The organism is Jeotgalibacillus sp. S-D1 (genome assembly GCF_004358665.1).
Taxonomy (GTDB): Bacteria; Bacillota; Bacilli; order Bacillales; family Jeotgalibacillaceae; genus Jeotgalibacillus.
In genome coordinates, this window is sequence record NZ_SMZR01000002.1 from 297,899 (window position 1) to 310,457 (window position 12,559).

Below are 12,559 nucleotides of genomic sequence, written 5' to 3' on the forward strand. Positions count from 1 at the left end.
CAGAAAGCTTATAGGTTTTGTTCTACAATTTGCTGCGCTTCTTTGGCAGCTTCTTCAGGACTCTTTCCTCCTAGTACCGATTGAATGGAAGAGATCACTGCTTTTTCCACGTCTGCATTAGGAATTAAGAAACGCGGCTGAAACCTTGTATTGCGGTCAATCCATTCAGAGGTCGATGTAAGCTCTTCTGAGTCATACTCAACATCTTTGACCGTTACATGCTGGCTTGTTTCATTTGCGTATTGCTCTGCATTCTCTGTTTCCGATAAGAAAGCAACGAACTTTTTAGCAGCTTCCTTCTTCTCTGAATTAGCATTTACTGCAAGCATAAAGGTCGTAGTATGAATTCCTTCCCACTTCGCTTCTTCCTCCGTGGTCGTAATTGGAGCAAGCAATCCTAATTCAATTTCAGGATTCATTTCTTTAATGCTTGCCATTGCATGAGAACCAGTTGCAAGCATAGCCGCTTCCTCACTTGCTACTTGTGAAATAGCAGCAGAATGGTTCGTACCGAGAGCATCCTTGTTGAGGTACCCTTTATCATTCAGCTCTTTAAATTGAGCAAGTGTTTCTACCCACCAATCATCCGTTAAAGAAGCTTCGCCCGCCATTAGCTGATCAAAAACATCTTCATTTGGGGCATTATTCATCATCATCGGATTCATAAACTGACCCGGACCAATATCAGAGCCTGGAAATGCAATCGGTGTATAGCCCGCTTCCTTTAGCGTTTCACATAAAGCAAGGAAATCCTCCCAATTTGTGGCCGGCTCAAGTCCAAGTTCTTCAAAAATTCCTTTATTGTAAACCGGCTGGTTAAACACCAGCTGAAGCGGAACTGCCAATTGTTTGCCATCTGCCTGGCCGGATTCAATCAGCTGCGGCTCATATTGGTCGATGAAGGCCTCATCACTCAGATCTTCAAACAATCCCGCTTTATTAATAATTTCCAGCTGTGAACCAGGGAAACTAGTAAAAACATCTCCAGTCGACCCATCTCGCAGTGTAGTTTGAGCAGTAGATTGATATTGTTCAGAAGGATATATTGTCATATCTACATTAATTGAAGGATTTTCTTCTTCAAATTTGCTGATTAATTCATCAAAAACCGCCTTATCCTCCCCGCGCCAGTGAATAAAGCTGATCGTTCCTTCTTCTCCGTTTTCTGAAGAGGAATTTCCTCCTGTGCCGCCTACGCAGCCGGCTAACAACGCACCTAGAGCAAATGTACTAACGCATGCCAATTTTCTGATCAATGTCCATGTCCCCCTCCAAAAATATGAAACTGGTTCCTCTATATGTATAGAAAACGCCTAGTATATATTTTCACTATTCTTTTAATTTAAACATATTTCTACATATATTTTATAAAAAAAGTAAAAATAAGTGAATTTACCTAGCAATTTTCAGCCTAATTTATGATAAATACTGACAAATCAGTACTAAAGGCCTTAAACTTAAAAAAAGAGGCTGGGACAAAAAAGTGTCTCAACCTCTTTTAACCGGTTCACTGCGCTTCAGGCGGCGCTTTCCGCAGGGACGGCGCTGAGCCTCCCCAGGCTTCGCCATGCGGAGTCTCAGCTTGCCGTCATGTCCTGCAGGAGTCGCCACCTTCCGCTCCGCTCACCTCATTTTCTTATAGAAAATAGTCTCTTATATACTTTTTGCTGTTTTGTTCCACCCCCTTCCTTCAAAATTAAATCATATTACTTTTCGATAAGCTCTTCTCTCTGCATAGGGCTTGCATAGATCACAAACCTTAACAGACTTGCCTGCTTCGTTTTTATACAAAGTTAATGGCTTAATTTTTCGGCGGCACAGCGTGCATGATTTGGATAGGAAAAGAAGCATCCGGCATTCTCCTTTGCATTTACGGCTACTGACATTTTACAAACAGGCAGTGACAGGTAGAACCAAAAAGAGCAGGACGCACTCCTGTTTGCACAAGACACGTCCCGCTCTTTATAACCCATTATGCTTTACTTGTAATCCATTCCATATCACCATCAACAAACAGCTTGCCGCTCTTTCTCGGAATAAGAAAATGATCTCCTTTTGAAAGCGGAACTCTTTCTCCTGATTCACCAGATAAAATGCTGCCGCTTCCTTCGATCACACTCAGCAGACGAAAATGATCCGCATCCGCTACTTCAAAGCCTGATGCCACTTTATGATGCCAGACTTTAAATTCAGCCGTATCAATAAGCCGCTTATTAATGCCGGAAGGAACCTCCTCTTCAACAATTTCAATAAAAGGCTCCTCATGTGGAATCTTCGACACTTCAATAGCTTTATCAATATGAAGCTCGCGCTTATTTCCTTCTGCGTCTGTACGGTCAAAATCATATACTCTGTATGTCGTGTCGCTCGACTGTTGAATTTCCAGAATCATAATTCCTGCCCCGATCGCATGAATCGTACCGCTCTCCACAAAAACAAAATCCCCTTTTTGGACTGGTTTTTTCTGAAGCAGCGAATCCCAATTCCCATCTTCAATCTTTTGTATAAAGTCCTCTTTTGTTAAAGCAGTATGGCCGATGATCAACTCAGCGCCAGGCTCCGCATCAAGCACATACCAGCACTCTGTCTTGCCATAAGGCTCACCCTCAAGTTTCATTGCCTGCTCATCATTTGGATGAACCTGTACTGACAAATCAGCCGCTGCATCAAGAATTTTAATGAGCAGCGGAAAAGCATCTAATTCATAATGTCCAAATACTTCTTCACGGTGCTCTGACCACAGTTCAGAAATTTTTCTCCCTTTATAAGGACCGGTCTCAATTAAGCTTTCGCCATTAGCGTGAGCTGAAATTCCCCAGCATTCCCCAATCGGGCCCTCAGGAATGTCATACCCAAATTCTGACTCAAGCTTCCTCCCTCCCCAAATTCGCTGTTGAAAAAGCGGTGTTAATTTGTATAAACTCATTTTCTTGTGCACCTTTCTCATAAGAAGCAATCGCATAGCCTCTCGTTTATGTATTTATAGTATAGGTTTAGTTTATCACTTCATTCAGCATTGTGAAATCTTATGAAGCCCCGTCGAATCACTCTATCATGTACAACATGGAATGGAAACGGCATTTAGTACCTTTGGATGGGTAGGCAATCGGGTGGAAATGAGCGGACGGGCGCAGAATTGGGATGGATGGAGCGGGGAAACGAGGGGACGGGCCGCGTTTATCAATCATCTTTTTCATTTTATCGATCACTATTGGACTTTTATCGATCAACTTCAGAGAGATATCAATCACCTTCAGACTTTTATCGGTCACATGGCCTTTGCATCCTCTTTTATCTAACATTTTCATCGTTTTATCGATCACTTTTCAACAGATATCGATCACTTTTTGCATGATATCGGTCAAGGGGGCACGTCGACACACTTGGGATGATGGGAGCGAGGAAACGGTGGAACGGCCACGTTTATCGATCATCTTTACCACTTTATCGATCACTTCCAGACTTTTATCTACCACCTTTTGCGAGATATCAATCAACTTCAGACTTTTATCGGTCACATGCCCTCTGCATCCTCTTTTATCTAATATTTTCATCGTTTTATCGATCACTTTTCACCAGATATCGATCACTTTTTGCATCATATCGGTCAAGGGGGCACGTCCACACACTTGTGGTAAGGAAAGCACGGAAACGGCGGTCAGGCCGCGTTTATCGATCATCTGTTTCACTTTATCGATCACTTTTTGCATTATATCGGTCAGGGGGCCACAAGCACGGGCATGTCCACCGGCACAACCACACCCGCACAACACAATGAAAATTAGCACAAATTCCATTTAAACACTGGTTCATAGGCATAAAAACCTAATTTCTATACAAAAAGTTTCAGTTAAATGGTTTGAGGAAATACATGTATTAATACTACATCTATTTGGAGGTGGAGACAGTGGGATATGCTGTACATGAAATTCTTGAAGTACATGAGATGTTAACGATCCGATCAGCCAGCACGGCCAAGTCAACTCTTATGCGCGGGCTTGCTTCCGATAAAGGACTTAAAGATTTACTGCAGGAAGATGCTGCGTCATCTCAACAAGCAGTAAAGGAATTAAGTGAGATTATTGAAAAAGGAACCGCAACATAAAGGAGGGATAACCGATGGCTGGATTATTAGACAAAATCAGCAATAGAGACTTAATTAATGACGAGGTGATCGCTGCAGATTTATTAGTTTCTACTAAGGCGGCAGTAAGAAGCTATGCAGTTGCCATAACCGAGACAGCAACGCCCGAAATTCATGAAGTCTTGAAAAAACAATTGGATGAAGCCATTGCTCTTCATCATAAAGTTGCTACATACATGATCGAAAATGAAATGTACCATGCGTATGATGTAAAAGAGCAGCTTATGAATGATTTAAAGAAAGCGGAGCTTACCGAAAAAATGCCGAAAAACTAGGGATAGCGAAGCAATAGAAAAAGAGACGCCAATCGATGCGTCTCTTTTTTTGCGTATAATCCAATTAGTTAAAAACCAGGCTGTTTCGTTTTAAAAACCGTCCATCAAAAGTGATTGGTATCCCCTCTCCATCTCTTTCCGCATGAATATGGAGATGCGGCTCTGTCGTATTGCCGGTATTTCCTACTTCTCCAATGAGGTCGCCGCTTACTACCTCATCACCTTCTGCAACTGCAACTGTGTTTGGTTTTATATGAGCGATCAGCACCTCGGCATTTTTGCAGCTGATTATCACATGATTACCAGCAGGTTCCTCTACTTCAGATTCTGTTTTGATAGGCGGTATGTCTTCATATTGATCAACCGCCGCTGTGACTTTTCCTGTACATGGACTGTAGAGGGGCGACTCATAGATTGTATACTGTCCAAGCTCGGACGGGGTCAGACCGTTTGCCCGCAGTCCCAGCCAATTAATCTGAAGAATATCATTTGCATATTTTTGGCTTTCGTGTGAATGGTGATAGTTGATCGAAGTATGAGCTCCACCATGTCCGACAGAATAAACGCCATTTTTCAAAGGAAAATCAAGCTCGATTGCCTCAGCATGATCTTTATTTATATACCCCGATAACCCAAAAGACATTAGCAAGCCGAAATACAGAGCTAAAACTGCACTCAGTCCGATTGAGAATTTGTAGCTTCCATCCTTCTCCGGACCTTTCTTTGGTATGTCCCTGATGCGCTTGTAAGAAATGATTGAGACAATGACAAAGAGCAGCAGCCAAAGGTAGCGGAAATAATAGATAAACATATGCCATGGACTCAGCACAAATATGTATCCAATAAACATCGCAATTGATACCCATTCAACAATCCAGAGACGTTTGCTCACATAATCAGCTTTATACAGTCTCCATAAGAAAAAAATCGGCAGCCCAATATTAACAATCGCCTGAAACCAAATCATGAAGTTCATTTGATACTCCCCCTTTTGTGAGGTTTTTTACTCTTTTCAGAAATTAGGAAACATCTCCATTGCCTGCATTAGCTCACTAAACGCTGTATCCTACCCATGATCGTATCGACGATAAAATCGATACTCCTATCATCGGTGTCAATGTATTCACTAAAATCAAACTCATCATAGGCCTGCAGACATTTTGCTGTCTGCTGAAAACACCAGTCGCCTTCTTCCTCACCGCGCTTTTGCAGCCGTTGAAAAATCGTTTCCTGTTTGGCAGTTAAACAAAAGTGGAATGTCTGATCATCAATCTCCTTAAAACCATTAAATAAATAAGTATAGTATTCCTGCTTTCGCAACATCATCGGCACGATCAGGTTGATTTGATAGGTATCAATGATCGATTTCGCTGACTTGACTGTGAGTTCTTTCCATAGCTTGAAATCCTGAAAATCTCCAGTCGCTGCCTCCTGCTGTTTTATTTTCTCAGGCAGCATATGCCGAAGCGCCTGGCCAATGATTTCGGGATCAAAAATCATACTGTCTTTGATTTCATTTGCAAGCATATTTGAAACTGTCGTTTTCCCCACGCCAAATGCTCCGTTAATCATAATAATCATCTTCTATACGCTCCTGGATTACCGTCTTTTTACTGAAGATTATTTCAGCAATTTAACCATTATGCAACTCTAATTCCAATTTTAAACACCTAAATATCTGTCACTGCCCTTTCGTGAACCGCTCTGATTACCATAAAAAACCCCCGTCACCTTTATTGGTGAGGGGGTTATCGAAATTGAAGTGATTAACCTCTTCATAAAAAATTATTTATTTTCGCTGAATACTTTTTTTAATACGGAAATAATGAAGTCAACATCCTCATCCGTGCAGGAAAGAGGCGGGCTGAGTGTGATGATATTGTTAAACCCTGCAACCGTATCTCCATTTTTCCCTATAATCAGGCCATTTTTTTTGCAGTCGCCGATGATTTTCCCTACCCGCTCCGGTGTTGCCGGTTCTTTGGTTTGTTTATTTTCCACCATCTCAATCCCCATTAAGAAACCGAGTCCGCGGATGTCCCCGACAAATGGATGTTCCTTTAATTCTGCCAGTTCACCCTGGAGCCTGTTCCCCAGCTCTGCTGAACGGTCAAAGAGGTTTTCATTTTCCATGATCTCGATGTTCTTCAACGCCACTGCACAGGCAGCCGGATTTCCTCCAAAGGTGTTGATGTGGCGGAAATGACTGTTTTCTTCCCCCGTGTTAAATTTTTCATAAATGTCTTTGCGGACGGCGGTCACAGATAACGGAAGGTAGGCGCTCGTTAATCCTTTGGCCATTGTGATAATGTCAGGCTTAACCCCAAAATGCTGGTGGCCAAATGCTTTTCCTGTCCGTCCAAAACCACAGATGACCTCATCCACAATCAGCAGGACGCCATGGCGCGTGCAGATCTCCTGGACTTTCTCCATATAAAGAGGATGCGGGATCAGAATGCCGCCGCCTGTAATAAGCGGTTCCATAATAATTCCTGCGATGGTTTCTTTTTGCTCCCAGATAATTTTTTCTTCAAATTCTTTTGCGCGCTGTTCGTTGTATTCTTCAATTGACTGCCCAGATGGTCTGCGGTACGTATCCGGCGGAGCTACGTGTAAAAAGCCTGGAGCCAGGGGCTCATATTTATATTTGCGCAATGCCTGGCCTGTTGCTGCCAGCGCACCCATGGAGCTTCCGTGATAGGCCCGATAACGGGAAATAAATTTATACCGTGAAGGCTCTCCATTTTGCTGATGATACTGTCTGGCCATCTTAAAAGCAGCTTCATTGGCATCCGATCCGCTGTTGGAATAAAAAATCTGATACTCGCCGCCAAGCATTTCATTTAATTTCTCCGCCAGCTCAATAGCAGGACGGTGGCTTTGCGTCATCGGCGTGTACGCAAGCTTAAGCATCTGATCATAAGCTGCTTTTGCAAGTTCCTCCCGGCCGTAACCGACGTTCACGCACCAAAGGCCTGACATGGCGTCAAGAAACTTATTTCCCAAATGGTCCGTGATCCAGGCGCCTTTGGCATTTTCAATCACCATCGGCAGATTATTATCTCTATATGCAGAAATATGGTGCCATACATTTTTTTTATCCTTCTCAATTAATGACAATGATTCTTCTTTCAGGCTCGTCATAACGCTTCACCTCTGCTTTTTATTATCGGATTCCTCACGCTGTCCCGCTGTTTGCCTGCTGAAATTTAATGTCTTTGTGTTAACATTTTTTTACGTGTGTAGAATTCAATTCCGTCACGGCCGTTAGCATGAAGATCCCCATAAAAGGATTTTTTGTATCCTGAGAATGGGAAGAACGCCATTGGGGCTGGCACTCCAAGGTTAACGCCCAGCATTCCCGCATCGATCTCTTCTCTGAACTGGCGGATTGCTTTGGCACTGTCTGTGAAAAGACATGCACCGTTGGCAAACTCCGATTTATTGGCAAAGGCAATCGCTTCTTCCAGGCTATTCACCCTTACTACGGAGAGTACAGGGGCAAAGATTTCTTCTTTCCAGATCTTCATTTCCTGCGTTACGTTATCGAAAATCGTCGGGCCGACGAAATAGCCGTTTTCAGATGAGACATCATCACTCCGGCCATCGCGGACAAGGGTTGCTCCGTCTTCAACACCTGATTCGATATATCCGAGAGTCTTATCTTTATGGGTTCCTCTGATCACAGGTCCAAGAAAAACCCCTTCTTTCGATCCATCACCAATCGTAATGCTATCTGCTTCTTTTTTCAGGCGGGTCAAAAGTTCGTCTGCAATGTCTCCAACTGCCACAACCACCGAACAGGCCATACATCTTTCTCCTGCCGAACCAAAGGCCGCATTAAAGACGTTTGTTACAGTCGCATCCATATCGGCATCAGGCATCACAATCGTATGATTTTTAGCACCTGCCAGCGCCTGCACTCTTTTGCCATTAGATGTGCCCGTCTTATAAACGTATTCTGCTACCGGCTGTGAGCCTACAAAAGAAACCGCAGGAATATCCGGGTGATTTAAAATGCCATTTACGATGTCATGAGCCCCATGCACAATATTAAAGACACCATCCGGCAGACCTGCCTCCTGCAGAAGTTCGCCAAGACGGTTTGCCAGCAGTGGCGTTCTTTCAGAAGGCTTTAAAATGAAAGTATTTCCGCTTGCAATCGCAAGAGGGAACATCCAGCAGGGCACCATCATTGGAAAGTTAAATGGCGTAATTCCTCCGACTACTCCCACCGGATAGCGATACATGCCCGATTCAATATTCGTTGCGATATCAGGCAGCTGATGTCCCATCATTAAGCTTGGCGTCCCCGCAGCAAACTCAACACATTCAATTCCGCGCAGGACTTCTCCATAGGCTTCATTGTAGTTTTTACCATTTTCTGCTGTGATGAGCTTCGCAAGCTCCTCCCAGTTTTCAGTCAGCAGCTGATGGTACTTAAACAGGATTCTTGACCGCTGGGGAACCGGGGTCTTCTTCCATGAAAGGAATGCTTTCTTCGCAGCTTCCACCGCTTTCTCCAGATCCTCCGCTGTGGAAAAAGGCACCTCTGCAAGCTTCTCTCCTGTTGCAGGATTTGGCACCACTTCGTATTTTTCCGTATTTGATTTTACCCATTGTCCATTAATAAAATTTGAAAGCGTTCTCTTTTTCGTTTGGACTGTATCCATAAAGATCCCCCTCTAATTAAATAGTTGACTCGATTCTTTTAACACTTCATACTTATTTTACTAACTATTTTGACTATTTTCACTTAACATATTGTCAATTATTTACGTTAAACTTTTTACATAACGAAAAGGAGAATAATTGAATGACCAGTTATCTTACCGTAAGGGACGTACTGCTTCGAGATACATTCAATTCTGCCAGAGTAGTTGCCGGGGCCGGCGGACTCCATAAACAGGTCAAATGGTCGCATATATTGGAGGTAGACGAGGTAGAATCGCTAATAAATGGCGGTGAACTCATTTTGTCCACAGGTGTGGGGCTTCGACTGGATCTTGATACACAGCTTGCTTACGTTAAGAGGCTGATTGAAAAAAATACGGCCTGCATATGCTTTGAACTGGGGGCCTATATTCAACAAGTACCGGAAGAAATCATTGAGCTGGCAAACAAAAAAGACTTTCCTATTGTTGTTTTTGACGAGATTGTCAAATTTGTTGATATTACACAGGATCTTCATGCGCTGATTACGAATAAACACTATGAAATTCTGTCTCAGCTGGACAAGCTGTCCAATAAGTTTATCGAGCTGTCCATGGCTCCAAATGGCATTTTAAAAATCCTGCAGGAGCTTCATCAGCATTTTAAAGAAAGCGCTCTGTTCATCACTAATGAATCAAAGCCATTCTATTACCCTGTCAGCGCCAAAGAGAAGGACAGTCTCATCCGTTTATATTTGCAAAATACCAACTCCAATCTGTCAGCACAGCAAATGTTTACAGTTGATCAGCATTCCTTCGCCATGATGCCTGTAAGGGGACTTGGACAGGTGTGGGGGCACTTATGCCTGCAGACTAAGGGTGAAATGGCGGATGAATTCTTATTCCTGATATTGGACCGTGCAGCTCTTGCCATCACACAGATATTATTGAGGAACCGGACAATCGAAGAACGGAAACAAAATCTGGAGGACCAGTTTGTCCAAAAAGTGTTGAATGGACGCTCCTATAATTCTGAGAATCTCCAATTATATATACCTGTGCATCGTCACAAATTAGCCTATCGAGTTGTCATTATTAAAACAGACGATATGGAAAATACGGGCACAGATTGGGAAGAAACCAGATTAAGAAGATCCATGATGATCAGGCTGCTCTTTAAAAACCACGGACTGTTTCCCGCCGTTTCCATAACAGAAAGTGAGATCGCAGTCATTGCAGCATTCCCTTCCGAAGTGATGCGGGAAAAAGATTTATTTAAAAAGATCATACATACTCTTATTGATATGAAAGAAGTTCATTTTCCAGCTTTTTCTCAACGCACCTGCGGAATAAGCATGAGTTACCACGATATAAAGTATGCCAGCCGGGCGTATGAGGAAGCACAGGAAACATTTGAGCTCCAGAGTGCCTCTGTAACAGATGCTTGTTTTTATGATGATTTGGGCATTTACAGGCTCCTTATCCAGCTGAAAAAAAGCGGGCAGCTGGAACGCTATATTCAGGATTATTTAACGCCAATAATGGATTACGACAAGCAAATGGAAAATAAGCTTTTTGAAACACTGACGGTCTTTCTGGAGTGCGGCGGCGTAGTTAAAAATTCAGCTGATCGGCTATTTATCGTCCGTCAGACATTATACAACCGGCTGGAACTATTAAAAACCATTCTTGGAGAAGATTTTATGGAGCCGCAAAACAGGCTGGCGCTGGAAGTTGCCATTAAGGCATATAAACTCGATCAGTGGACCGGTACCCGGGAAAAGACAGCCGAATAACGGCTGGAGCGCCAATTGGTGCTCTTTTTTGATCTAATTTGAATCTGGTTTCCATGCTTCAAATTTACTGACCTATCAACGGATACGTATTGCTCTCTTTCAATGTATCATTCATTATTTCAACTTCCCACGCATGAAAGTCGAGTGCCGTCAATTGGATGGCATTTTCAAATACAGTCCGATCCGCATCAGTTACTATCTCTTCGTCCATTGTGTATTGTACCGTAGCAACACCATTTGTAATGGATGAGTCGACAATTTGTATCCCTTCAACAATTGCTGACGAGTAGAACGCATCAGGACGATCTACTGAGCTCATCGCTTCAATTGTCTCCGGGAAAGAGAGCGGTTCATCGTTTCCGTTTACTACATGCTCCTCTAACTCACCACCGGGCAAAAATAGCGTTTCTTCTAATCCTTCGTCATAAATCGTATAGTAGCCACGCGTTAAACCTCTTTCATCTTTAACTGTGATAGATTCGTAGACTGTTCTTTCAGCTACTGTCATATCCTTTTCACCTTCAGGATTTAAGAATGTAATTTCTTCAATTCCATAGAGATCACTGATCCCAAATAAAGCATCAAAGAATAGACTGCTTTGTGCAGTAGTTGCAGCTAATTCATTTCCTTCTTCATTAAAATGGATGGATAGGTTAGGCCATTCAGATGATAGTTCAGCATATGAACTTAGAATATCCTGCTCAGACGGATCATTATTTAAAAGTGATGTTTCTAGGCGTTCTTCAGGTGAAAGTGCTTGCTCTTCATTCTCATCGCGGTGTATAGCATATGCGGTATATAACCCGCTTTCATGATTAAATACGTGAGTATCAATAAAATAATCAGGAGTTTTCTGAGATCCACCATAAACGTCTGTGTCGCTCTCCTCATCATTAGAAACTTCATCTGAAGTATCCATACCATCACCATCAGATGTTCCATCTTCAGTGTCCGAGTTGTTCCCGCTTTCATTATCAGCTTCTGTATGATCGTCAGTTTCTACAACTTCCACACTCCCATTTTCACTAGACTCTGAAGACTTTGAATTACCCTCACTCTCTGAGTCCTGGCATCCCGTAATCAAAAAAGCAACCGTAATCAGTCCCGCAATTTTAGTCTTTTTTTCCATTTTATCGCCTCCTTAGTCAGGCTATACCCTCTAAGTAATTTTTTAACATTTATTTTTGAATATTTATATTTTTTCTAAGATAAAACATTTAATTATTATTGGTAAAAAACATAAAAAAGACAGCCAAATAACGGCTGTCTGAATGAAAAAACTCTAATCCATCCTAATAAAGGATGATGACAAAGATGTATAAAATGCAGTAATAATAAGCATAAAGGGAAAAATGAACGTCTTTACATCTTTACTATTGGCTGTTATTTTTTCCCACACAACCAGCAAGAGACCTGCACAAAAAATTACCACCAATAGAAGAATTGAGCCTTTTTGAATACTATACCCTCCTAAAAGCGCAATATGATAGGTGAGAATTCCTGTAAGAAGCGTTAATACCATTATTAAAATACCAAGCAACCGTTCTTTTGACATCATCCTGCCCCTTTTCCTACTACCTTTTTCCAAACGAACAAATTTCCTTATAAATACAAATATATCTTATATTAACATATAACAAACGATTTTTTAGATAGATTCATAACCTTCTGTTTCTGCGCTGCATCTCTATA

At 42.2% G+C, this 12,559-nt stretch carries 13 protein-coding genes; 3 read left to right on the forward strand and 10 right to left on the reverse strand.

Translation table 11 applies throughout. From position 1 onward, the window contains the following. Positions 1 to 8: 8 nt before the first annotated feature. The 4 genes from E2R51_RS08470 to E2R51_RS08480 form a co-directional block, all read right to left on the reverse strand. Positions 9 to 1,256, reverse strand: a complete 1,248-nt coding sequence (locus tag E2R51_RS08470) for an ABC transporter substrate-binding protein (protein WP_133376621.1) — start codon at positions 1,254 to 1,256, stop codon at positions 9 to 11. Between the two features lie 232 nt (positions 1,257 to 1,488). Further along, positions 1,489 to 1,611 (reverse strand): hypothetical protein, encoded by a 123-nt coding sequence (locus E2R51_RS20060; protein WP_255509743.1) that lies wholly within the window; start codon positions 1,609 to 1,611, stop codon positions 1,489 to 1,491. Positions 1,612 to 1,972: 361 nt separating this feature from the next. Next, positions 1,973 to 2,926: a mannose-6-phosphate isomerase, class I gene (gene manA / locus E2R51_RS08475; protein ID WP_133376622.1), complete on the reverse strand. Its 954-nt coding sequence runs from the start codon at positions 2,924 to 2,926 to the stop codon at positions 1,973 to 1,975. A gap of 118 nt (positions 2,927 to 3,044) precedes the next feature. Further along, on the reverse strand, positions 3,045 to 3,272 hold the full coding sequence (locus E2R51_RS08480) for a hypothetical protein (RefSeq protein WP_133376623.1): 228 nt from the start codon (positions 3,270 to 3,272) through the stop codon (positions 3,045 to 3,047). A gap of 635 nt (positions 3,273 to 3,907) precedes the next feature. Here E2R51_RS08480 and E2R51_RS08485 point away from each other — a divergent pair. Both E2R51_RS08485 and E2R51_RS08490 read left to right on the forward strand, forming a co-directional pair. After that, positions 3,908 to 4,105, forward strand: a complete 198-nt coding sequence (locus tag E2R51_RS08485) for a hypothetical protein (protein WP_133376624.1) — start codon at positions 3,908 to 3,910, stop codon at positions 4,103 to 4,105. Positions 4,106 to 4,119: 14 nt separating this feature from the next. Next, positions 4,120 to 4,419, forward strand: a complete 300-nt coding sequence (locus tag E2R51_RS08490) for a spore coat protein (RefSeq protein WP_133376625.1) — start codon at positions 4,120 to 4,122, stop codon at positions 4,417 to 4,419. 64 nt (positions 4,420 to 4,483) lie between these two features. Here the strand turns inward: E2R51_RS08490 and E2R51_RS08495 are convergent, their stop codons facing one another. From E2R51_RS08495 to E2R51_RS08510, 4 genes are all read right to left on the reverse strand, one after another. Continuing rightward, complete coding sequence (locus tag E2R51_RS08495; RefSeq protein ID WP_240733017.1) at positions 4,484 to 5,395, reverse strand: M23 family metallopeptidase; 912 nt, start codon at positions 5,393 to 5,395, stop codon at positions 4,484 to 4,486. Positions 5,396 to 5,463: 68 nt separating this feature from the next. Then, positions 5,464 to 6,000 (reverse strand): ATP-binding protein, encoded by a 537-nt coding sequence (locus tag E2R51_RS08500; RefSeq protein ID WP_133376626.1) that lies wholly within the window; start codon positions 5,998 to 6,000, stop codon positions 5,464 to 5,466. A 204-nt stretch (positions 6,001 to 6,204) separates the two neighbouring features. Further along, entirely contained in the window at positions 6,205 to 7,563 is a 1,359-nt protein-coding gene (locus E2R51_RS08505) for an aspartate aminotransferase family protein (RefSeq protein WP_133376627.1), read from the reverse strand. A gap of 65 nt (positions 7,564 to 7,628) precedes the next feature. Continuing rightward, entirely contained in the window at positions 7,629 to 9,092 is a 1,464-nt protein-coding gene (locus E2R51_RS08510) for a CoA-acylating methylmalonate-semialdehyde dehydrogenase (protein ID WP_133376628.1), read from the reverse strand. A gap of 143 nt (positions 9,093 to 9,235) precedes the next feature. On the opposite strand from E2R51_RS08510, the gene E2R51_RS08515 reads away from it, so the two are divergent. Next, positions 9,236 to 10,867 (forward strand): PucR family transcriptional regulator, encoded by a 1,632-nt coding sequence (locus E2R51_RS08515; RefSeq protein WP_133376629.1) that lies wholly within the window; start codon positions 9,236 to 9,238, stop codon positions 10,865 to 10,867. Positions 10,868 to 10,931: 64 nt separating this feature from the next. Here the strand turns inward: E2R51_RS08515 and E2R51_RS08520 are convergent, their stop codons facing one another. Both E2R51_RS08520 and E2R51_RS08525 read right to left on the reverse strand, forming a co-directional pair. Beyond that, positions 10,932 to 11,996, reverse strand: a complete 1,065-nt coding sequence (locus E2R51_RS08520; protein WP_133376630.1) for a hypothetical protein — start codon at positions 11,994 to 11,996, stop codon at positions 10,932 to 10,934. A gap of 153 nt (positions 11,997 to 12,149) precedes the next feature. Further along, positions 12,150 to 12,422 (reverse strand): hypothetical protein, encoded by a 273-nt coding sequence (locus tag E2R51_RS08525; RefSeq protein WP_133376631.1) that lies wholly within the window; start codon positions 12,420 to 12,422, stop codon positions 12,150 to 12,152. Positions 12,423 to 12,559 lie beyond the last annotated feature (137 nt).

Excerpts from the sequence above, each read along its gene's own strand:
- manA (WP_133376622.1), bottom strand. The coding sequence starts at position 2,926 with ATGAGTTTATACAAATTAACACCGCTTTTTCAACAGCGAATTTGGGGA.
- E2R51_RS08505 (WP_133376627.1), bottom strand. The coding sequence starts at position 7,563 with ATGACGAGCCTGAAAGAAGAATCATTGTCATTAATTGAGAAGGATAAA.
- E2R51_RS08495 (WP_240733017.1), bottom strand. The coding sequence starts at position 5,395 with ATGAACTTCATGATTTGGTTTCAGGCGATTGTTAATATTGGGCTGCCG.
- E2R51_RS08500 (WP_133376626.1), bottom strand. The coding sequence starts at position 6,000 with ATGATTATTATGATTAACGGAGCATTTGGCGTGGGGAAAACGACAGTT.
- E2R51_RS08515 (WP_133376629.1), top strand. The coding sequence starts at position 9,236 with ATGACCAGTTATCTTACCGTAAGGGACGTACTGCTTCGAGATACATTC.
- E2R51_RS08490 (WP_133376625.1), top strand. The coding sequence starts at position 4,120 with ATGGCTGGATTATTAGACAAAATCAGCAATAGAGACTTAATTAATGAC.
- E2R51_RS08510 (WP_133376628.1), bottom strand. The coding sequence starts at position 9,092 with ATGGATACAGTCCAAACGAAAAAGAGAACGCTTTCAAATTTTATTAAT.
- E2R51_RS08525 (WP_133376631.1), bottom strand. The coding sequence starts at position 12,422 with ATGTCAAAAGAACGGTTGCTTGGTATTTTAATAATGGTATTAACGCTT.
- E2R51_RS08520 (WP_133376630.1), bottom strand. The coding sequence starts at position 11,996 with ATGGAAAAAAAGACTAAAATTGCGGGACTGATTACGGTTGCTTTTTTG.